The organism is Rubidibacter lacunae KORDI 51-2, from assembly GCF_000473895.1.
GTDB classification, from domain to species: Bacteria; Cyanobacteriota; Cyanobacteriia; order Cyanobacteriales; family Rubidibacteraceae; genus Rubidibacter; species Rubidibacter lacunae.
This window is the reverse complement of the sequence record NZ_ASSJ01000035.1, coordinates 156,940-178,476: the sequence shown is the minus strand read 5'-3', so window position 1 is coordinate 178,476 and position 21,537 is coordinate 156,940. Positions and strand designations below refer to the sequence as shown.

Annotated in this window: 15 protein-coding genes and 2 pseudogenes; 9 read left to right on the top strand and 8 right to left on the bottom strand. The window is 52.4% G+C overall.

Annotated elements, in window-relative coordinates; genetic code table 11:
* Positions 1-220: 220 nt before the first annotated feature.
* From KR51_RS06340 to KR51_RS06335, 4 genes are all read right to left on the bottom strand, one after another.
* A complete protein-coding gene (locus KR51_RS06340; RefSeq protein ID WP_022606007.1) occupies positions 221-2,530 on the bottom strand; it encodes a calcium-binding protein in 2,310 nt (769 codons plus the stop codon).
* Positions 2,531-3,095: 565 nt separating this feature from the next.
* A complete protein-coding gene (locus tag KR51_RS19325; protein ID WP_156914991.1) occupies positions 3,096-3,296 on the bottom strand; it encodes a hypothetical protein in 201 nt (66 codons plus the stop codon).
* Between the two features lie 473 nt (positions 3,297-3,769).
* A complete protein-coding gene (locus KR51_RS19320) occupies positions 3,770-4,114 on the bottom strand; it encodes a hypothetical protein (RefSeq protein WP_022606002.1) in 345 nt (114 codons plus the stop codon).
* 903 nt (positions 4,115-5,017) lie between these two features.
* A complete protein-coding gene (locus KR51_RS06335) occupies positions 5,018-5,242 on the bottom strand; it encodes a hypothetical protein (protein WP_040655364.1) in 225 nt (74 codons plus the stop codon).
* Positions 5,243-5,365: 123 nt separating this feature from the next.
* Here KR51_RS06335 and KR51_RS06330 point away from each other — a divergent pair, with 123 nt between their 5' ends.
* Positions 5,366-5,584, top strand: coding sequence for a hypothetical protein (locus KR51_RS06330; RefSeq protein WP_040655362.1), 219 nt, complete (start codon positions 5,366-5,368; stop codon positions 5,582-5,584).
* An 836-nt stretch (positions 5,585-6,420) separates the two neighbouring features.
* On the opposite strand, the gene KR51_RS06320 is transcribed toward KR51_RS06330, so the two are convergent.
* The gene (locus KR51_RS06320) at positions 6,421-6,711 is read right to left on the bottom strand and encodes a Nif11-like leader peptide family natural product precursor (protein ID WP_022605998.1); all 291 of its coding nucleotides are present in this window, start codon (positions 6,709-6,711) and stop codon (positions 6,421-6,423) included.
* A gap of 1,104 nt (positions 6,712-7,815) precedes the next feature.
* Between KR51_RS06320 and KR51_RS06315 the strand changes: the two genes are divergently transcribed.
* Positions 7,816-9,450, top strand: a complete 1,635-nt coding sequence (locus KR51_RS06315; protein WP_022605996.1) for a DUF6930 domain-containing protein — start codon at positions 7,816-7,818, stop codon at positions 9,448-9,450.
* A gap of 316 nt (positions 9,451-9,766) precedes the next feature.
* On the opposite strand, the pseudogene KR51_RS18660 reads toward KR51_RS06315, so the two are convergent.
* Positions 9,767-9,967, bottom strand: a pseudogene (locus KR51_RS18660) (DUF3616 domain-containing protein); the annotation flags it as partial.
* Positions 9,968-10,052: 85 nt separating this feature from the next.
* Between KR51_RS18660 and KR51_RS20915 the strand changes: the two are divergent.
* From KR51_RS20915 to KR51_RS06290, 4 genes and pseudogenes are all read left to right on the top strand, one after another.
* On the top strand, positions 10,053-10,184 hold the full coding sequence (locus KR51_RS20915) for a hypothetical protein (RefSeq protein ID WP_269634889.1): 132 nt from the start codon (positions 10,053-10,055) through the stop codon (positions 10,182-10,184).
* A 191-nt stretch (positions 10,185-10,375) separates the two neighbouring features.
* Positions 10,376-12,202 carry an ABC transporter ATP-binding protein gene (locus KR51_RS06295; RefSeq protein ID WP_022605994.1) on the top strand — a complete coding sequence of 609 codons (1,827 nt, stop codon included), beginning with the start codon at positions 10,376-10,378 and terminating at the stop codon, positions 12,200-12,202.
* A gap of 61 nt (positions 12,203-12,263) precedes the next feature.
* A pseudogene (locus KR51_RS20555) lies at positions 12,264-12,473 on the top strand (transposase); the annotation flags it as partial.
* A gap of 736 nt (positions 12,474-13,209) precedes the next feature.
* A complete protein-coding gene (locus KR51_RS06290; RefSeq protein ID WP_022605990.1) occupies positions 13,210-14,403 on the top strand; it encodes a type III polyketide synthase in 1,194 nt (397 codons plus the stop codon).
* Positions 14,404-14,606: 203 nt separating this feature from the next.
* Here KR51_RS06290 and KR51_RS20125 read toward each other — a convergent pair whose 3' ends face one another.
* Entirely contained in the window at positions 14,607-14,822 is a 216-nt protein-coding gene (locus tag KR51_RS20125) for a hypothetical protein (RefSeq protein ID WP_198016712.1), read from the bottom strand.
* Here KR51_RS20125 and KR51_RS06285 point away from each other — a divergent pair.
* From KR51_RS06285 to ltaE, 3 genes are all read left to right on the top strand, one after another.
* Positions 14,720-15,292, top strand: coding sequence for a GNAT family N-acetyltransferase (locus KR51_RS06285; RefSeq protein ID WP_022605988.1), 573 nt, complete (start codon positions 14,720-14,722; stop codon positions 15,290-15,292). The genes KR51_RS20125 and KR51_RS06285 overlap by 103 nt on opposite strands.
* A 606-nt stretch (positions 15,293-15,898) precedes the next feature.
* A complete protein-coding gene (locus KR51_RS06280; RefSeq protein ID WP_022605986.1) occupies positions 15,899-16,639 on the top strand; it encodes a cupin domain-containing protein in 741 nt (246 codons plus the stop codon).
* 1,130 nt (positions 16,640-17,769) lie between these two features.
* On the top strand, positions 17,770-18,804 hold the full coding sequence (ltaE, locus tag KR51_RS06275) for a low-specificity L-threonine aldolase (RefSeq protein ID WP_022605981.1): 1,035 nt from the start codon (positions 17,770-17,772) through the stop codon (positions 18,802-18,804).
* 864 nt (positions 18,805-19,668) lie between these two features.
* On the opposite strand, the gene ptsG is transcribed toward ltaE, so the two are convergent.
* Positions 19,669-21,525: a glucose-specific PTS transporter subunit IIBC gene (ptsG, locus tag KR51_RS06270; protein WP_022605979.1), complete on the bottom strand. Its 1,857-nt coding sequence runs from the start codon at positions 21,523-21,525 to the stop codon at positions 19,669-19,671.
* Between the last annotated feature and the right edge of the window lie 12 nt (positions 21,526-21,537).

The following is a 21,537-nucleotide window of genomic DNA, read 5'->3' as shown; positions in this document are numbered from 1 at the left end:
CTCTTCAGGTCCAGTTCGCTGGGTTGGGAAATTTTTTGTACGCCACCTTCGTGGTAAACACCAACTCATATAAAGAGTCGATTCTTGAAGCACGCCGTTATGTTAACAATGCCTGAGCTGGCTGCAGTCCCCGAGCGCGTGAAAAAGCATCAGAGCGTAAATTCGGCGGCTCTAAGCGAAGCTGAGATAGAGCCCAGATGAGCAGCAATCTCGGCTCCTGTTAAACCGTCGTAAAGTAATCAGCCGTTAGGGCAATTGCTGTTGTATCTTCCACGACCCCGATCAAGTCACCGACCCAGAAAATCGCCGTGTCAAGAGCTGCAGTCCCCCCGTAGTTGAAGCTTTGGTCGAGGCTGTAATCGCTGAGATTGCCATGGATTTGGATCGTGTCTTCGATGCCCAAGGAATTACTGGTGAAGTCTGTGATGCGGGCGTCCCCAGACCCCAGGTAGAACACGCCGCCGAGATCGCCCAGAACGAACGTATCGCTGCCAGCCCCGCCCGTGAGCGTGTCGTACTCGTAACTGCTGTCACCGAAGCCAACCAGCGTATCGTCCCCAGCACCGCCACTCAGCAAATCGGTGTGCTGTCCACCGTAGAGGCGGTCGTTGCCGCTCTCGCCGTACAGATAGTCGTCGCCGTTCGCGCCGGACAGGTAGTCGTTGCCGTGCCATCCGGAAAGGGAGTCGTTGCCTTCCCCACCGTAGAGGCGGTCGTCGCCGTTCCCGCCGAACAGGGAGTCGTTGCCGTTCTCGCTGTAAAGGGAGTCGTTACCGTCCTCACCATAGAGGCGGTCGTCGCCATCCCCGCCAGACAGAAAGTCGTTGCCGTCCCCGCCTTCGAGGCGGTCGTCGCCATCCTCGCCGTAGAGTCGGTCGATGCCGGTCTCGCCATACAGGAAGTCGTTGTCGTTGCCGCCCTCGAGGCGGTCGTCGCCGTTCCCACCGGACAGACGGTCGTCGCCGTTCCCGCCATACAGGAAGTCGTTGCCGTTCTCACCATACAGGAAGTCGTTGCCGTTCTCACCATACAGGAAGTCGTTGCCGTCCTGACCGTGCAGGCGGTCGTCGCCGTTCTCCCCGAATAGGTCGTCCTTGCCATCATTACCGTAAAGGAGATCGTTGCCAGCACTGCTACGAATTAAGTTATCAGCAGCAGTTCCGATGACGGTATCGTTACCGTCGCCCGTATCGATGTTCTCGAAGTTGGCAATGACCTCGTCGCCCTCGCCCGCCAAGCTGGCAACTTCGGTCGTCAGGTTGTAGGTGCCGCCACCGTTCCAGTGACTGAAACTGACCGTATCGATGCCGTGCCCACCGTCGAGAGTGTCGTCGCCGTTCCCACCAGTGAGATAGTCGTCGCCGTTTCCGCCAGTAAGATAGTCATCGCCGTTTCCGCCGTAAAGTCTGTCATTGCCGTCTTCACCGTGGAGGCTGTCGTTGCCGTCCTCGCCATAGATTCGGTCGGTGCCAGCCCCGCTACGAATAAAGTTACCAACAGCATTTCCGATGATGCGATCGCTGCCGTCACCCGTGAAGATGTTCTCGAAGTTGGCAATAACCTCGTTGTATTGTTCGGAATGTAAGGTAGCAAGCTCGGTTGTTAGGTTGTAGTTGCCGATAAAAACGTTCGAGTAAATGACAGTATCGTTGCCGGCTCCACCGTCGAGGGTATCTTTGCCGGTCCCGCCGTAGAGGGTGTCGTTACCGCTACCACCGTAGAGGGTGTCGTTGCCGCTCCCGCCGTCGAGGGTGTCGTTGCCGAGCCCACCTTCAAGGTAGTCGTTTCCGTTCTCACCGTACAGGCGGTCGAAGCCGCGACCGCCGTCCAGCTCGTCGTCACCGCTGCCGCCGTAGAGGGTGTCGTCACCGCTTCCGCCGAAAAGGTCGTCGTTGCCAGCACCGCTAAGAATTAAGTTATCAGCAGCATTTCCGATGACGGTATCGTTGCCGTCGCCCGTGAAGATTTGCTCGAAATTGGCAATGACCTCGTTGTAGTAGCCCGGGAAGCTGGCAACTTCGGTCGCCAGGTTGTAGGTACCGCCAAAGTTCCAGTGCCGGTAACTGACCAAATCGATGCCTGCTCCCCCGTCGAGGAAGTCCTTGCCATACCCACCGAAAAGGGTGTCATCGCCGCTGCCGCCGTAGAGGATGTCGTCGCCGTCGCCCCCGTAGAGGAAGTCGTTACCGTTCCCGCCGTAAAGACGGTCGTTGCCGTTCCCACCGTCGAGGCGATCTCTGCCGATGCTGCCGTCCAGGAAGTCGTTGCCGTTGCCGCCGTTGAGGTCGTCGTTGCCATCCCCGCCCAAGAGGTTGTCGTTGCCGTTGCCACCGTCCAGAAAGTCGTTGCCGTTCCAGCCGTACATTAAGTCATTGCCGCCATGACCGTAGAGCGTGTCGTCGCCGTCCCGACCGTCCAGGCGGTCGTCGCCGTCCCCACCTTCCAGGAAATACCCAACGGGTATTTTTATAATGTCGTCTTTAAAGGAGCTCTCAAGTTGGTGGTTTTTCTCCAGTTGGTAGTAAATCATAGTTTTACTCCTGGGTGAATGGGGCTGAACGAGCGAAGACTGCAAACGACTAATGGCATAGAGTCAGAAGCTGGAGTCAATTTAGGCTCATCGCATCTTTCAACTTTTTTCGGTTTCCCTGGGATTCAACTCACATCATTAGTGTCGCAAGCTCTTAAGATTTTGACGAGGATCGCGGTCGCAAAATGAATTGATTTCTTCTCATGTCGGGAGTAATTTGCGTTTTGTTTTTGGCGCGATCGCGCTCTTGCAATCTAGTGACACAAGCCAACTTGCGATCGCCCGAATCAACCGGCACCAGTCCCGTTGCAGTTGGGATGACTTTAGGAAGGCTAACGGATCTATCGCGCAGTGACGTGAAAACTTGAACCCCTGACAGAACTGAGGTCCAGACGCTCGCCCGATCGCGGACAGTCCCTTTTGCTTCAGGGGTTACAAGTGCTGCGAGATCCGATCGCTCGCACCCTCAACAAGCGATCGTATTACCATGCGATCGCAGACCGCAGAGCGTCCGATCGCGATCGCTTCGAGTTGAGTCTATGGCAGGAGCTGGTGAGTGCTGATATCAAAACAAAAAAATGTTCGCGACACCTAGAGCCGCGAGAATGAGGTCATCGCCCACGAGCGCAGCCGCCACCTCTGGCGTGAGTTCTTCGAGTAGCTGCACGAGCTCGATCTCCAGTTCCTCCAAGTCCTCAACCCCTCCCAGTAGTGGTCTCGCTTCAGGTGCTGCCATACCCGTTCCGGGGGATTGAGTTCCGGACATTATGGCGTTTGGAATCGAAATTGTTCTCAATCCGCATTCCGGCTATACGATCGCGAAAAGGGTTGTATTCATCCCAAAACATTACAAGTGTCGGCATGGTGAGCTCCTTCCCTATTGAAAAGTTAACGTCCTTGAAGTGAGCCGCGATCGCAAACCGACGTTTGCAGATTCGGTGAGGAACTGCGGTTCTAGCGACGATTCAGGTCCACAGTGACTTGCAGGAAGCATAAGCCTGGCTGACTGACACAACGCCGAAAGGTATCGTTTTTTCGTAGACTGGGCAGCGCGATAGCAGAACCCAACAAGCCCGAAATCTTCGGCGACTGTTAGGTTCTGCTTCGCTGCACCCAACCTACTTTGGAGATGGTCGGGCAATCAGGGTGGGGATGCACCCTGACGTTTAACTCAGAACGAATCGAAACGGTTAGGCAACGTGAAAGAAATTTTGAGGAGAAGCCCGCTCAAAATTAAGTTTAGGGATTCCACCCTCCAGGAGTAATGCAGGCACCGTGACCGCTGGGGAGGTCTTTGTAATGACCGTTGGCAACCTTAGCGCAATAGGCTTTGAAGATTTTGTCGCAGGGGACACGGTTCTGTCCTCCGCAGTAAAAGTCTTCGGTAGAGCCATCATCTGGTAGATTGACAAAGTCTCCGATTTCGGGTTCCGGCGGTGGCGTAGGATTGACTAATTGGTGATTTTGAGTCCTCAACGGTTGTCTCACCTGAGCCAATACTGGGGCCGGATCCATCATCACAACTGTTGATGACAGAAGCGACAGACCAAAGGTAGCGACTTGAATCGGAAGAAGTACTTTCACAACTTGAATCCTTTTTCTAAACGTCAAAAGTTAGCGAAGATGCACCTGTTCTTACATAGGTGAGGATGTCAGAATTTATGCGCCCATTTGAGGGAAATCCTTGTTCTCTAGCCCGTTAGCCCGCAGGCTCTAGATCCTCATCAACACAGATGGGGGTTGGCTCATATCCGACGACAAATAGACCTTCTTCGTCATAAATGGGCTTATCCCACATGATTAGCACTGTGCCTTCAGGGCAATTGTGATTGTTCAGGTTCGGTCCCCCAATCGGGAATCCAGTCGGGCTTTCAGGAGCCCTTCGAGTTGGTTGAACCTGCTGACCTGAGGGCGCAACCTGGATAACCTCATGTCGCTCGGTTCTTTGCGCGAGGAGCACGGACTGAGCCAGCCCTGGTAATGCGTTAAGGCTGGTGACAGCTACTGCAGAAGCAAGACACAGGGAAGCTTTGATTACAACGGAATGACGCATGGTTACCTCCTGAAAGAGTCATAATGGGAAGGGCTGTTTTACTACCCTGCTATTAACTAAGTAGGTGGCAGTCCGACTATGCAAGAGCAGGGATTCAACTGACATCATTAGTGTCGCAAACTTACAGGAGTCTGACGAGGATCTCGGTCGCAAATTGAATTGATTTCTGCTCACATCGGATGTATTTCGTGTCTTGTTTTTAGCCCGATCGCGATCTTGAGATTAAGTGACATATGGCAGCTAGCGATCGCCCGACTGATTCGGCACAGTTAGCCTTGCAGTTGGGATAAATGTAGAAGGCGAACGGATCTTTTGCACAAGGAGGTGCAAAACCAAACCCTTGCCAGCAATGATGTCCAGACGCTCGTGCGATCGCAGGCAGTCCGGTTTGCTTCACGGGTAACAAGGGGCGCAAGATCCGATCGCTCGCACCCTCAACAAGCGATCGCATTACAGTGCGATCGCCGAACGCAGAGCGTCAGATCGCGATCGCTTCCAGTTGAGTCTAGGGTAGAAGCTGGTAGGGTGCTGATATCAAAACAAAAAATGTTCGCGACCGATCGAGCCGCGAGAATGACGTCATAGCCCACGAGCGCCGGCGCCACTTCTGGCGTGAGTTCTTCGAGTAGCTGCACGAGCTCGAACTCCAGTTGCTCCAAGTCCTCAAACCCCTCCCAGTGCAGGTCTCGCTTCAGGTGCTGCCATACCCGCTCGGGGGGGATTGAGTTCCAGACGTTATGGCGTCTGGTATAGCAGCATCGCGTTCTCGAGGAGCTCCAGACGTGGCGCCGTGTTCGCACGACCGTTGTTTACTCCAATTTCCCCTCTGGCTTCGCGCCGATCGGCCTGATGCAACGACCTGCCGCGATCTTCTGCCTGCAGCGACCCTCATCCTCCGTAAAATAGCCGATTCGACGGAGCTGCGCGAATACCAATTAAGCTGGCGGCTGGATTACGGCAATGCCGAGCAAAGTGGACAGTTACTGTTCGGCAACCAGTAGGACAACCCATTATTCGGGAGCAGCGACACCGGCGGGCTTCAGAAAATCGACACAATTTCTCCGATAGATGCCTCGGACTGTTTTCTTGGCAGACGCTTCCATTCCTTCAAAAGACCGCGAACTTTCAAGCTGTTGGCGCATGGCCTCCAGATCTTCTCCTACCCACAGTTTGCGTTGATGAGAGTGGGCATGTCCTGTTATCGGCTCGAAAGTCGAGCGGAAGCCCCGGGCTTGACCTGAAGATTGGAACCAAACCATCTGCCTTGACCTGACTTGCTTTGGTCGGCGCGAGTTTTCCACTCAGTTGTTCTAGCCTCGGTGCTGTCTGCGCCCTACCCCTTTGAACAGCTTCAATTTCGCCGCACAGTAGCTCTTGAGTCGGCCCGTGAATCATGCGCGGAAAACGCTCCTGGGGCTTGTGGAGCGTGCGAAAGAACCGATCGAGGGGCTCCCTGATCTCTGCGGCTTCGATCGGGACGGAGATGACCTGACAGGTCCACAGCTGGTTAGTGGTAGCACGGCTTGATGATGTTGACATCAACATCATCAAAATGCAACTTATCGGCGAGCCTGGGGCGATGGCGACGAGTCTGATTTGCGTCAGCTTGGGCGAACTGCCGGCACCACTGACAAATTAACTTGTAAGTGAACTGGATGCCGCGGTAAAACATAAAGATCTGGATGTCGCCGAAGCTGAGCGGAAGGAATCATAGAGCCAAACACGCGAGGAGATGATGCCTGCCGGGAGGCAGTGACGTTGGCAGGAGATCTCGCTCATCGGGCAAGGGTCACACGACCCAAGACACCAGGCAACACGGTTCAGTTGTCAATCTCGCTTAATGCTTGGAAGGCACGTCACCGCTAAACGGTTGAACTCCCGTAGCAGGATAGTCATCGTGGGGAGGGCTAAAGAGGAGGAGGACTGCTTCAGCAAGAGCGCTAAAGAAACCTGGCTTTTGCTTTAGTTCCGTGAGAGCCTCTTCCACATGCTCTGGTGAGAATTCATACCCTGCTTGACTACCTACTCCAGCCAGCTCTTCATGGCTTGAGGCAAATTTTAACTGGGACTTTATCCGCTCGTCCTTAGCTGCCTCGGACAAGAAATGCAGTACATTTTCTTTGGACATGACTAGCACTTGAACTAATATCTTCTTTCCGCTGGATCTTGAGCTCCGTGCATAAGCTCCGGGGATAGATCCAGCCCTAAGTCCAGGTTAGACTGAATTCCTTTTGTCTCTGCATCCACTGCAATAAATCTTCAGGTGAAGCTATTGGCTCGCTCCAAGTGAAATCTATTGATATTTGTTTTGCAAGCCTTTCTTTAGGAAAGGTTTTGGTATAATTTAGAAATGTATTTTTTGGTGTTGTCCAATACGAAACCTGATTGGACTCAGATCCAAAAGTTTCGGTCTAGGCTTGGAATCCGAATTCAGCAGACGGTGCTCTGGTGGCTATGCGCTGATGCAAGACAGGTAGATATCTTTGTGAAGAAGCGGCAAAAAAATTATTAAATTCCTCAGAGTCTGTGATGTGATTGCTCCCAATTAACTTGTCTTTTGTGATAGTTTCTCAACTTGCCATCTCGATATTTGAATTTTTTGAATTGGATGCTCTGGAAAAGAGTTCGAGATAGCAATTTCTCAAATATAGACTGCTCGGGGAGCATTCCACCCAAAGCACGCAACCGTGTAAAGTCGACCTTGGAGCCGAGATAATTGCGACCGGACTCTTGGCAAGAATTCGAGCCGGTAGCGCTCGCCCGTTCGGTGATTTGAGTCAGTCGATTGTGAGTGCTGAATTCGCGCCGATTGGCAGTCAATACTCTGTCATTGCTGTCGAGTTACTATGGCACTTAGTACTGTGACGTAAAAACTCTCTAGCCGAAGAAACACCTACCACCCCGGCTTACTGACACATCTCCTGAAACCCCTGAAATCTGCCCACTAGCTTGTGTGGTTAGAAGCACTTGCCTCAGTCACTCAGCCCACCCCCCCTTGGAGGGGAGAGCGATAATGGATCCCAATTGAGGATCCCATTAACGATCTGCGGGTGATACAGCCAATAGAATGTTCGACAGGTCACTAATCGTCTCGGTCGCAAAGCCCTGTCAGAGTGCATTTAGCATCTCGCTACTTGCTCGGGCAAAGCATCGGAAAGGTTGCTACGCTGGGTTCTGTAAGAGTCGCCTTTGCTTCGGTTGCTTTTCGATCGCCGTCCGCTGAGAACTGCCCATGACCAGCCTCCATTCCACAACCGTAAGTCGCCTGCAAAGAATCCCTCAAATCCACAGCGTTTGGGAAGGCGACCGCCGGCCGATTGGAGACCTCGGAAGTGCTATTGATGCCGACGAAGACCGCGATGGTGAATGCGTGATTTGGGTGGACGGTTCTGAAGGGATGGTTCGGGCGATCGATGCGATCGAGCCCGACTCCGGCCACGAAGCCGTCGTGCGAACGCTGTTGCGCGCAATTGAAAATCCTCACAGCAACGCTCGCCCGGCGCGCCCGCGGAAGATCGTCGTACGCGATCGCGAAGTGCAATTTTTCCTGCGCGGAGCCCTGCAAAGTCTTGGAATTATCGTCGACTACGCTCCCCATCTCCCGTTGATTGACGACCTGTTTCGCGGTTTCCAGGAAAACAGTTTCGCCCGTCCGCCGCACCTACCGACCCGCTTCGCCGAACTGCTGCCCCAGGCTGCCCGCGAATTATGGCAAACGCCTCCCTGGCATTTCCTGACTGACAGCGACATCCTGGCAATCGACGTCAAACAGCCGGGCATTGAAACCCTTTACGCTTGCGTGATGGGCATGCTCGGGCAGGAGTTCGGCGTCTTGCTCTACCGCTCGCTGAACTCGTTGCGTCAGTTCCGGATGGCTGTTGCCGAACAGGGTTCGATCGAGCACCTCGAGCGCGCCTTCCTGCATCAAGACTGTTGGTTCTTGAATTTCGAGCCCCCTGAAGACGAGGAGGACGCATCCGGTCACTTCACGCTCGACGAGCTTCCAGACCATATGGAACCTTGCTTCGGTAGCGTCCATCCTTACGAAGGTATGCGACCGTTCCTCAGCGAAGAAGAAGCACTGCCTGTGTTTCTAGCGCTGAAAGCCCTTCAGCGTTTTGTCGTACAATCGCGCCAGCAACTGGTGGAAGACCCAATTCCCGCGATCGCCCGCCGCCACCAGATTCCCGTCCCCCAACCCGACGGTAGCGAGCAGCGATTGTTAGTGACCGTGCAGACTCTGCCCGACCTTGCGGCCGAGTTCGCCGAGTGGTTGGATTGCGGTAGCTCTGATCTATTGGACGACGGCGAGAATGAGGCTTCTGAGTGCACTTATTTTCCCCTGCACGATGACTTGATACCGGAAGATTCGTATCTGAGTATCGGTATGGTGGCATGGGAACTTATTGAAATGATGCGCGCGTCCCGCGGCCGGTACTACCAGTCGCGGGACGTCGGTGCAGCCGGGGAAGGCATGCCCGTCGTACTGATTCAAACCTCGCGGCCCAAAGCCAAAGTATTGATCGAGCGCTTGCAAGCTGCGGGCGGTCTCGACGGCATCGGGTTCAACCCCGGAGAAGTTCCGTCTAGCGAGATGGTATTCGACTTAGGTATTTTGCGAACGGGCGACGGCAACTTATTTCTTTTCGGCGAATTCGATAGCGACGACCCAACTCACCGGCAAGCACGCCTCCATTGGGAGCGGCGATCGCGTAAGGTTAAAGGCTTCTGTGCATTAATCGTTGCGAGTGGTTTGACCGGAGCGGCTCGCGGTCAGCCGGGTCTGCGCGAAATGATGGCGGTGTTCGAAGCCAAAGCCCTGTCGGACAGAGATTTTGGCATTGGCGTGTTGCGCACGATATCCTAGTCGAGCTGGAATAGCGTAGATCGACCCCCGGGGCGTTATTGCAGAGCGATCTCGCTACATCAGGTTATTTTCAGCCAGCAGTCGAGCGCGATTGCATTGGCGAGAATCCGGTCGGGGTTGCGCGGCCGTCAGTAAGCCGGCTCATCGAACCCGATCGGCAAACAGTCTTATTGATTGCGGTCGAGGCGCGTGAGACCTTCGGCACGATCGGCATCCCATCCAGACGGGAGCACGAGTAAAAAACTCCACGGACAGGGCTGGCGCTAGGAAAATCTGTTGTGTCCGTATCGCTCGTTTCGTCGCGCAGTCGGTAGGGTCAATACGGTCCATCGAGGTCCACGGTCAAGCCGGCAAGACCGATCGTGTCATCGGCTAACCAGCACCGGTCGCGTACGCCTACCCCATCGAACTCCAGAAAATGCGGGCGAAAGGTTTTTTCAACCGCAAAGCATTTCAACACCGGACCGCTCAACCCCAGTCTGAGCCAGCCACCACGGGCAACCAGTCCCTCGATGTCGAGACTGTTTTCTTACCGGGCAGAACGCTGCGCTCGGCATTTGCCCCAAGAGGCGAGCGCCGAGCGGTGTTTGAAGGTCTTATAGATGTCTGCGACCTCGGCATCGGCTGAGGCATTACTTTTGTCCTCATTACTAGTTGGGTTCAACCGTCGATTGGGGCGGGCGATCGCTTTGTCCCTCGAATCGATCGGTTCGCGTCGCGATCGTCCCACCTGACGCGTCGAAATAGCCAGTTCGCTTGGTTCCCGGCACTCCAACAGACCGCTCGCACAAGTTGCGCTGGCATTTTCCGAGCGTGTAGCTATCGAGCGACAAAACCGCTCTAAGTGCCTGTATGGCCGCTGGAGTATAAATGTTAGGGTTGGGGCGGTTGTGTGTAAAGTTTCTTAATACACGCGAGTGTTGCAATGACCGCTGTAGAACGCATTGACCTCCCTGAAGCCAGCTCCGAGAGCGACTGGCGTTTGCTGCTAAAACTCATCCCCTACGCACGCCGCTGCCGGGGTCCACTAGCAGTTTCGCTGGTTCTGCTGGTGCCACTAGCTGTAGCGGGTGCCATACAGCCGCTGCTGATCGGCCAGGCTATTTCGTTGCTCAACGGGGAAGCAACGTGGGTTTTTTTGCGCGATGCAGGCGTGATGGTAGCGATCCGCCTCTTGGGAATGTTGCTGCTGGGGACGATCGCAGTCCGGTTGGTATTCGCCGCCGCGCAAGGCTATCTCGTGCAGCGCGTCGGTCAGGAAATCACCGCCAGCATTCGCGAAGATCTATACCGACACGTCACCTCACTCTCGGCAAGCTTCTTCGACCGGACCCCAGTGGGCAAACTCGTAACGCGGTTGACGAGCGACGTAGAAGCGCTCGGTGATGTGTTTTCGACCGGAGCTGTTGGCATCGTCAGCGACGTAGCCAACATCGGTGTCCTCCTCGTGACGATGTTTTCGCTGCAGTGGAAGCTTGCCGTCATGTTGATCGGCCTCCTGCTGCCTGTGGCGGGAGCGATCGTGTATTTTCAGCAACAATACCGCGAGGCGAATTACAAATCGCGCGAAGAACTATCGAAGCTCAACACGATGCTTCAAGAAAATGTTGCAGGCATTAACATCGTGCAGCTGTTCCGACGCGAACAGTACAACAGCGATCGCTTCCGTCAGACGAATAAACGTTTCCTCAAGCAGGTCAATCGCACGATTTTCCACGACTCAGCCGTATCGGCAACGCTGGAGTGGATCGCGCTGGTGGCGATCGCGGGTGTTTTGTGGCTGGGCGGGTCGCTAGTGCTCGGGGACGCAATGGAGTTGGGCGCCCTGGCTAGCTTCATTTTGTTTGCGCAGAAACTATTCGACCCGCTGCGACAGTTTGCCGACAAATTCACCTTGCTGCAATCGGGATTTACCGGCATCGAACGTATCACCGAGCTCCTGAGCGAACCGATCTCGATCCGCGATCCGGATAGCGAGCGCCGCCAACAACTCGCCAGTTCGCCGACGGACGCGCGCAGCGGCGAGATTCAGTTCGAGAACGTTTGGTTCGCCTACAAAAACAACGAATACATCCTCAAGAACCTCAACTTCAAAATCCATCCGGGCGAGAAGATTGCTTTCGTCGGACCGACCGGAGCAGGCAAAAGCTCGATAATCCGACTGTTGTGCCGCCTGTACGAACCCACGCACGGGAGTATTCTCGTTGATGGCATCGACATCCGCGACCTACCCCAACAAGAACTGCGCCGCCACATCGGCGTGATTCTGCAAGAAAGCTTCCTCTTTGCCGGCAGCGTTCGCGACAATATCACCCTAGGTGAACCATACACCCTTGATGAAGTGCGCCGGGCTGCTCGGCTGACCGACATCGATCGCTTCGTGGAACAGCTGCCCCAAGACTACGACACCGAGTTGCGATCTCGCGGCACCAATCTCTCGGGCGGCCAGCGGCAGTTGCTTGCCTTTGCGCGCGTGGCCATCCGCGACCCTCGCGTCCTCGTCCTCGACGAAGCGACGGCCAGCCTTGACGTCGGCACCGAAGCGCAAATCCAAGCCGCCCTCGATCGCCTGCTGGTGGACCGGACGGCGATCGTCATCGCCCACCGCCTCTCCACGATCCGCGACGTCGATCGTATCTTTGCCCTCAAGCGCGGCGAAATTGTTGAAACCGGCACCCATGAAGATCTTCTCTCCCGGGACGGTCTCTATGCCAGCTTGTACAAATTGCAAATGCTTGGCAGCGCTGCTTGAGCCGATCTATTTGGCCGATCTATTTAAATGCAGCGAACTTGCACTCATATACGATCGCATTGAGTTGCTGTGGATGTGGTCTGCCGTAGAGAAGGGCTTGAAGTTCTGGCTTTCTGTCCCGACCAACCTCAAAAACCAAGATGAATAGCAGCTATTCGTCGCCTGCGTCGACGGACTGACGGGTTTCCCCGAAGACATCGAGACCGTTTTTTCTCAGAGCCTAGTCCAGCTATGCATCCTTCACCTGGTGCGCAATTCACTGAACTACGTTCCCTAGCCTGGATTATTCATGAACTTTTATGCGGAGACCCTAAACCTATTGCCGTTCATGGCTTGCAGACTCTTTTGCTCAATGACAGTGCGTTTCTATACACGTAGATTGGAGCCTAGTCAGAGCAAGGGTATGAGGCTACTTCAAAATCTTCGTGAATAATCCAGGCAAGAGCAACTCGACCTTGCACGATATGCGCTTGGTGTCCCAGGCAATTTTCCGAGTTCTAAGGAGGGGCTGTGGCGACTCAAGCTTCACTAGGGTCTACTGAGCGAGCAAGGGTTGGAGTGTCTGCCACACCCCCCAAGAAAAAAGTGTTCCTCTAGCCGGCAATGGGTCCAACCCAGCAAACCCGTTCACCCCTTCACGACGATTTCCCCAAACTTCGATGCCCATGCCAACCACAACGAAGCTCACAAAATAGCATTGCTTTAATTGTCGACCCCAGCAGAACCTCTCCGCCAAGGATGTGAAAGGGCTTATCCAAGCGTTGACGTCGTGAAGGTTGATTCTTAGATGAGTGAAGCCGATCCCTGCTTGGAGAGGAGCATCACTCCTACCAAGGCGATTGGCTTCAGCTCTAGACCGGTTTCGTTGATGGAAATACCTTCCCGAGCAGGCTTTTGGCTTATTCACTCGGTAGCAGACCAGCGACTAGGTATTTAAACCACTTTCTTGGCGATTTGCTGTATGATAATGTGAATTTAACTACCGAAGAATTTCACTTCTAACTAACATGGTAATTGACTTTTCCCGAAAACTCGAACCCTCGATTGAAGGTATTGCCACCGGTGTACCAGCCCATGTTGTTTTTCAGGATGATGCTGCAGAATTTGTGGCAAATATCCCCGAACTAAAACAGCATGAACACCGCATAAAAAAGATATATAAAAATACACGAATTCAAGCTAGACATTTGGCAATCAACTTGTTGACTAATGAAACATTAGCCTTCAGTCGAAAACGAAATACTATTGAAGAGAGGATGCACTTGTTTGAAAAATTCGGGGTGCCGTTGGCTACCGAAGTAGCAAGTAAAGCCTTTTTAAGAACTTTAAAATGCACTCGCTTTCTCACTTTGGATGACCTTAAAGAAAGTGTTGGTTTGATTGTTTTTGTTACCAGTACGGGCTTCTCCGCACCTGGCATAGATGCCAAACTCGTCAAAATTTTAGGACTAAGACGCGATATTGCTAGGATACCCATTAATTTTATGGGCTGTGCTGCGGCAATGAATGGAATTAGGGCAGGCTGTAACTACGTTCGAGCAAATCCGAGCCGTAAAGCATTAGTTATTTGCCTCGAGTTAAGCTCTATCAACGCTGTTTTTGAAGACCAGATGAATGATGTGATAATTCATAGTATCTTTGGGGATGGTTGCGCTGCCGTAGTCATTGGAGCATGTGAGGGAGAAGAATTAAGCAAAAGACAAAATCGATTCGTTATTCGAGACAACTTTAGCTATCTATCTAAGAATACAGAGGATGGAATTATTCTAGGGGTTAGGGATAACGGTGTTACTTGCTTACTCTCTCGCGAGTTGCCAAATTATATTCAAGACAACGTGGGAAGCATCATCAACAATTATCTGGAAAGCCGTAATCTCACAAAAGCAAATATTGATTTGTGGGTTGTCCACCCGGGTGGGACTAAGATCGTCGAAAATGCCCAAGTTTCTCTCGGACTTAGCGATCGGCAGGTCGCCCATTCCTGGGAGATCCTCGCTCAGTACGGCAACACGCTAAGCTGTGCAAGTCTATTCGTAATAGACAGAATGCTATCGAGAATAGGCAGCACGGAAGCCAATTCAGACGGTAGCAACGAGGTAAATGAGAAAAACTTTCTAGACGGTCGTAAAACATCATTAGGAATTGCATTTTCCTTTTCCCCAGGGGTTGGTATAGAAGGATTGCTGTTTGAGATGTTTTAGTTTTGGATGGTGATATGCAAGGTGTCTGTATAGGAAAGCTTAAAAGACATGTAGCGGTCGGGAAGACGGTCAGAACCTAGAGGCGGGAGTGTCGGGAATTCCATACCAGAGTAAGCTCAAGCTCTGGCTCTGGCATGGGGTTTACAAATTTTCTTGAGGATCTCCTCTCGGAATACAGGAGCACCGCAGACTGAGTTATGGAGCTAATCGAGGTGAAATATTCCGCTCTCTTCTAGAGAAGAACCTTTTTGCGAGTTTTCAAAATTCCATGAGAGATCGTGCTGATTATCAATTTTTTTGAACCAGGTTTCTAGAAATGAAGAAGGTGACTGCATTTCAGCCAGAAACACCTCGTCTAACCATGCGGCAATGGCAAGAGTCCGATCTCCCACATTTCGCAGCAATGAACGCGGACTCACGGGTGATGGAATACTTTCCCGCACCCTTGAGTACGGAGGAGAGTAATGCACTCGCCAAACGTTGTAGGGAACGCATTCAAAATTGCGGGTGGGGACTTTGGGCCGTCGAGCTGAAAAGTACGGCAGAATTTATCGGCTTTGTTGGACTGAGTCATGCACCCGACGTACTCTCCTTCGCACCTTGTATCGAGATCGGCTGGCGGCTGAACTATTCGGCATGGGGACATGGCTATGCTACCGAGGCGGCAAGAGCAGCACTCCGAGTAGGTTTCGAGGAACTGAATCTCAGCACTATCGTATCGTTTACTGCCATTGGTAACAGGCGATCGCGTGCCGTCATGGAGCGCTTGGGCATGACACGATCGAGTACATTTCTTCACCCAAAGGTATCGCCCTCTAGTGGACTCCAACTACACGTGCTCTATCGGATCGCACGCGAGGTTGGCTCTGATACACAGGATTCCCAGTAGGAAACACTCGGATCGAATCTAAGCGATCGCCTTCAAACGCCTGGCTTGCTAGTAGCAGTCCGTTCGACCCGCGATCGCCGCATTCATGACTGAGGTTGGCAAAACATTCGGCACTAAGATTTAGACGAATGTTGAAATGCCCGGGTCGTCGCGGTCGAGAGCGGAAACGCAAGCGTGGGCGAAATGAGTAATGAGAGTCTGCGAGAGGACGATTGGCACTTCCAATTGGACGATTCACGCCTGAAGCTGAAGAACCTCTACCCAAAAACTCCTCTTGACACAGCACTAGCTCTCGCAGGCAATGACTATCAGTCTTAAATAAGATGACACAGTGTAGGTTCCTCTGCCCTCTCAGCTTTGTTTAGACCTAAGTGTCGATTGCTTGACATGGAGGGAGGGGTGGTCTTTTCTGCGGAAAATGTGCTCAATACTACAAAGTTCTTTCTGGGATCTGTTTTTTTAATGTCCCGGAAGAAAAGCTAAAGATGAACTCTGTATTGCCCGTAGATGGGCATATAATTTGGCTGTTCGCTTTAGTCAACCGGGTTTCACCATCGGGGAAACCTAATTTTGCTCGACAATTCACAACAATTCAGGAGAACAAAAATGACGACTTCGGGAAATGTGACGGTAATTCCAGTCCGCGAAGCCTTCCAGAAGTGCTTCAGAAGTGGTCAAATCTCCTCTGGCAACGTTCTCGATGATGTTTTTGTGCAAACGTGGAACGGCGAGTCAATCTCACTGGATGAAAATGCAAGTCATTTTTTCATTGTTTTGAGCGGGGATTTGTTTGTAGCTTATGAAGGGAAGGAGATTCATCTCACAAAAACTTGGTACGGGGTATTACCTGGCGCGCTTAGGGTGTCAGGAAATGGCTCTGCTCTCATCGTTTCAAGTTTGAATTACATCAGCATTCCGCTCTTCGGTGGACCACTGGAAGAGCACGGGCGTCTTCGCTATGTCGATGGGTGCACAAATTCGCTTTTGCTCGCTCCGCCGGTGCTTGGAGAACCATGCCTCAACTTCTTGAACCTGCCCGCCGGTACTTATCAGACCCCGCACACCCACCCAACCATTCGCGTCGGCATGATCGTGAGCGGTAACGGTGGTTGCGGGACCGTAGAGGAGCGGTTGGTCTTCGAACCGGGCAGCGTTTTCATCATCCCACCCGACACTCTTCACAGTTTCCAGACCGACGATGAAAATATCCGCATTATCCTCTTCCATCCGGACTCAGTCGTTGGCCCGACGCATGACAATCAGACCATGCTAAACAACACTTTCGTTGAAGGTATCTGCGCCAAAGGTTTGACTAATCTTCACACTCGCGATTTGCAACCAGTATGAAGGTGATAACCCCCGGATTGTTTCGTTGACGAAAATTGGTTTCGTGGCTGTAAAGTAGCGATTGGTCCCAAAAGTTTTTTGATAGGGAAGTCCCGTCCAAAACTTTGGATTCCTTGCTTGTTTTGGATTACGTATCTTTATCGTAAATTTTTGGGACTAATTTCATGGACCTTTTTTGGCGGGAAGCGGCGGATAGGCAGGGTCGAGATGACTTGCTATGCAAATCGATGCTGCTATATTCGGTCGATTTTGCCAATCCTGAAGCGCGGACTGGGTCTATTTGGGATAAGTCCTCTGGGCTCTGATGAGCTGCTCTGGTTCGAGTGTCTGCTCGTTGTTCGGTTGCACAGTTTGAATGAGCTAGAATTGAAGTACGGATTGAAACTTACCATGGATTTATACTGTTTTTGCGCGCTCAATTTACATAGATCCTTCCCGGATGAGCTGAGTCATTTTCGCTTTCACAATGCGCATTTGTAGAGTAGTGTTTATTACGACTTTATGACCCGAGTTTGCGGTCAGAACGAGGGCCACAGTCTGAAGTTAAAGCAAGCGAGGGATTGAATGTAAACGTCATCTTGGCGAAAATTCCGCCTAGTCCAGCACATGAATAGATACCTCAGAAAACTAGGGTTGGGTTGAAGTACCCGTTCGTCAATGTGTGAGATTTAGAGCTGCTACCAATAATCGAAAGGTTAAGAATGGTTCATAATCTAAGTCTTGATGTCTTCAGACCCCAAAGCGCTGCTCGGATAGGTCACTTTCTCGCAAATGTGACAACTAACCTAGCCTCGGCCAGCTCAAGGACCGATCGCGATAAGCCTCAAGGGGCTAGGCTTCGAGTGACGTCCCACCATTTCAGGCTCGAGGTGTTCAATACGCTGGTAGCGCTCACCGCGACGATATGCGATTGCTTCCTCCAACTCAAAACCTTTCGCCTCCTGCCCGACGGAAGATTCCCCTTTCAACCGCATCAACCAATCGCCCGAGCAAATCAATCGATAGAGGTTGCATGTTAGGGGCCGGTTTCCTTCGCCGGCTCTCTGCTTGAACCAAGAAAGGTTTAGAAAAACCTAAATCCGGTTCAAATTAGTTGGGAAATGCTCTAGACCAATAAAGACCCAGGCGACATGGAACAGAATCTCGAACTAGATTTCAGAAGCGATACCGTCACCAAACCCTGCTTACGAATGCGAGAGGCCATGTTCAAGGCCGAGGTTGGCGACGACTACTACCGCGATGACCCGACGGTTCAGGAACTAGAGCGTTTCGCCGCCGACCTTTTCGGAAAAGAAGCGGCTCTCTTAACATCTTCGGGCACGCAGTCCAACCTGATTGCCATCATGTCTCACTGTCAGCGCGGCGAGGCCTTTATCGTCGGGCATCGCTCTCATGCCTACCTCCGCGAGTTGGGTGGGGCAGCTATGATTGCTGGAGTGCAGCCGCAAGTTGTCCATAACCGCGCCGATGGCAAATTGAGCCTGGAGGACATCAAAGCTTCTCTTTTTCCGGCCTCTATCTTGTTTGCACCTGTACGGCTGATTGCAGTTGAGAACACCATAGACGGCATGGTTTTGCCGCTGGACTATTTGAAAGACGTCGCCGATCTGGCTACAGAACACGGCTTGCAAGTCCACACAGACGGTGCGCGGATCTTCAATGCCGCCGCCGCAATTGGCTGTCCAGTTTCGAATATTGCCTGCTTCAGCAACACAGTCAGTTTTTGTCTTTCCAAAGGACTTGGTGCACCAGTTGGTTCAGTACTTGTTGGGTCTGCGCAGACGATCGAGAAAGCTCGCAGGCATCGGCAGATGCTCGGCGGTGGAATGAGGCAAGCTGGAATTCTTGCTGCAGCAGGCCTTTTCGCTTTGCAGAACAATGTTTCACGATTAGAGCGCGATCATGCACGTGCCAAAGAGCTTGCAGATGCCTTGTCAAATCTACCCGGACTGACTGTAGAAACTCCCCAAACGAACATAGTGTTCTGCAATGTGGATGCCTCTGTTCAAGGCAAGTTTTCTGAGTTTCTGAAAAAGAACGGCATCCGTGTTTCCGGAACGCCAGATCGTCAGCGTTGGGTCACACATCTTGGAATTGATGACGTTGCCTTAGCCACCACTGCAAACCTCCTCACTCAGATGCAGGGTAACTGCAATGAAAGCTGAAACAATTAATTAGATCGAGTGAAGCTTATATCGATAGGAACCGGTTGGGTTAATCCCTGTGGAGCATGGCCCGGAAGATAGCGATCGTATCCAGCTGACTCTATGCGAACCTTTGAGACAAAGTGGGCATATGCTAAGAGGATTACTACCATTTTTCGGTCCAAACCTCCATCGGCACTCAATTCTTCCGGGTAGTGGAAGGGCAGTAAACCAACTTGCTTGCACAGAGCTAGTGCCAGAAGCGATCGCTACCGTGCGGAACGCAGTGACCTCGATAAACCGATCTACTAAGGGACACCTCTATACATTGAGAGATTTTAGTGTATTGGCCACTGAAATGCCCATGCTGCCGTGCTCACCTTCAGTCTTGAGCGAATTAATCGAGGTGCCCTAGGGAAGGTGAGCAATTGATGCCACCGCTACCGGATTCAATCCGACAGAATAAGTAATAAAACCTGGGCTAGCCAGCTTCGCACTTATCTGAGGCAATGAGGCAACCAACTTGCCCGACTGACCTCTCGGTAGATGACCGTTCTGTTGCCAACTCTAGGTACATGCTAGGTTGCCGAGCAATGGACAATACGGTTGAGGAAAGGGATGGCCGTCTGCTGGATTTGTCACCGAGAATCTAGAGTGCTTCACCGACAGAGATTCACTTGCCTAGACAATAAACTTGACTGCACCGCTGCGGGTATCGCCGGCTGAAGACTGCGAGAACTTGCCAGAGTCGCCAGAGGTGAAGGTTTACACCGCGATGATTAGGGTTAGGTTCGGGCGTTTGGCACGATCGCACACACCCCAATCCTTTTTTAAACAGTCTTAAAGGTAAATGCGGAGTTTCAAGCCTCTAAGGTTTTCGGTTTTCTAGGTTTTAGTTTCGGTCTTTGAGTGGAGAACCTTACGTACTTCATTCACATATTGCTCCGCATTTAAACCAACGACTAAATGCAAGACCCGATCTCGGACGCGCATCGCGGCCTGCACTCCAGACTGTTTCAAAACAGTTTCATCAATCGCAGATGGATCTGAGATCTCGATACGCATCCGCGTCAGTGCTACGGGCGCGATCGCCGCAATGTTCCCGACTCCTCCCACCGCATCCACTATCAGTCGGGCTTTGCTCTCCGCATCTGGATCTGGCTTAACTCCAGACAGTTCTTTAAACCCAGACCCCATTGACTCTTCTGGAACGGCAACGGTTGCCTCATCGGCTTCAGGTCCGGCTGTCTTCAGGTATTCGATCATATCGGTTTTTAAATTTTCCGATCGCGGTCCGAAAATGGCTTGAGCATTACTGCCAATTTGAAGCACTCCAGAAGCGCCAAGGGCTTTCAGGCGAGCAATATTCACTTTACCCATATCCTTCACGCCCACTCGCAGGCGGGTGATGCAAGCATCTAAGCTTTCAATATTGCTGCGCCCCCCAAAGGCAAGCACCAACTCTTTTGCCATTGCTTCGGCATCCTTCGGCAGTCCAGCAGCCACATCACCAGTAATCTCTTGTTCTTCTCGACCGGGTGTTTTAAGGTCGAGACGCTTGATTGCGAAGCGGAAGCTGAAGTAATAAAGTGCTGCGAAGAACGGTGCAAATGCCGGAATCAGCCAGATCTTCGTGCCCAGGTTGTAAAAAAGGAAGAAGTCGATGAAGCCGTGGGAGAAAGTGAATCCCATCCGTCCTCCCGAAACGACGAAGAAAAAGTCTGCGAAGCTAGCGAGTGCGGCATGAAGTAAAAATAAGACCGGTGCGACAAAGACAAAGGAAAACTCGATTGGCTCGGTGATACCGGTCAGAAAAGAAGTGAGTGCTGCCGAAATCATAATCCCGCCGACCTGCTTGCGATTCTGAGGCTTAGCGCAATGCCACATCGCGATCGCCGCCGCTGGCAGTCCGAACATCTTGAACCAATAAGCCCCCCCGAGGATACCGGCTGATGGATCCCCTGCGAAGAAGCGGTTGATATCTCCAGTGACTATGTCTCCACTAATTGGATCGGTAAACGATCCGATCTGGAAGAAGAACGGCACGTTCCACACGTGATGCAATCCGAAGGGGATTAACAGTCGTTCGATAAAGCCGTAAACGGCAACTGTAATCGGAACGTTTCCACTTTCTGCAGCTGCCGTCGCAAATCCATCGATCGCCTCGCCAATGGGCGGCCAAACCAGACTCATGAGAATGCCAATTGCGATCGCTGCAAACGCAGTAATAATCGGCACAAAGCGCTTGCCGGCAAAGAAGCCGAGGTACTGAGGCAGCCTAATCCGAAAGAATCGGTTGAACATGTAGGCAGCCACGCAGCCCATAATCAAGCCCCCAAAGACCCCGGTGTCCAAAGCAGGGATCCCCAAAATCGGCTTCAAGGTTGTGGGGTCTAGGTTGAAAAACAGAACTGAAGCAACGCCCAGCGTTGCCAGAAATACGACGAATCCAACCACCGCGGCTAGGGCTGAGACACCGTCGTTGCCGGTGTAACCAATGGCAACAGCAAGTGCGAAAATAATGGGCAAGCTAGCGAAAATTGCATCGCCGGAGCTTTTCATAATCTCTGCTAACCAAGCCGGCAGCCAGCCGAACTTAGCTCCGGTCAACACCCCCTGCTCGATCTTCTGCAACTCGATCAAGCGAGCGCTGCCCAACCCCAATAAAACACCGGCCACGGGGAGCACAGACACCGGCAGCATCAGGGACTTTCCCATTTTCTGGAGCAATCCGAAGCCCATGCTCCACCAATG

Excerpts from the sequence above, each read along its gene's own strand:
- KR51_RS06340 (WP_022606007.1), bottom strand. The coding sequence starts at position 2,530 with ATGATTTACTACCAACTGGAGAAAAACCACCAACTTGAGAGCTCCTTT.
- KR51_RS19325 (WP_156914991.1), bottom strand. The coding sequence starts at position 3,296 with ATGTCCGGAACTCAATCCCCCGGAACGGGTATGGCAGCACCTGAAGCG.
- KR51_RS06320 (WP_022605998.1), bottom strand. The coding sequence starts at position 6,711 with ATGTCCAAAGAAAATGTACTGCATTTCTTGTCCGAGGCAGCTAAGGAC.
- KR51_RS06315 (WP_022605996.1), top strand. The coding sequence starts at position 7,816 with ATGACCAGCCTCCATTCCACAACCGTAAGTCGCCTGCAAAGAATCCCT.
- KR51_RS20915 (WP_269634889.1), top strand. The coding sequence starts at position 10,053 with ATGTCTGCGACCTCGGCATCGGCTGAGGCATTACTTTTGTCCTCATTA.
- KR51_RS06295 (WP_022605994.1), top strand. The coding sequence starts at position 10,376 with ATGACCGCTGTAGAACGCATTGACCTCCCTGAAGCCAGCTCCGAGAGC.
- KR51_RS06290 (WP_022605990.1), top strand. The coding sequence starts at position 13,210 with ATGGTAATTGACTTTTCCCGAAAACTCGAACCCTCGATTGAAGGTATT.
- KR51_RS06285 (WP_022605988.1), top strand. The coding sequence starts at position 14,720 with ATGAAGAAGGTGACTGCATTTCAGCCAGAAACACCTCGTCTAACCATG.
- KR51_RS06280 (WP_022605986.1), top strand. The coding sequence starts at position 15,899 with ATGACGACTTCGGGAAATGTGACGGTAATTCCAGTCCGCGAAGCCTTC.
- ltaE (WP_022605981.1), top strand. The coding sequence starts at position 17,770 with ATGGAACAGAATCTCGAACTAGATTTCAGAAGCGATACCGTCACCAAA.
- ptsG (WP_022605979.1), bottom strand. The coding sequence starts at position 21,525 with ATGGGCTTCGGATTGCTCCAGAAAATGGGAAAGTCCCTGATGCTGCCG.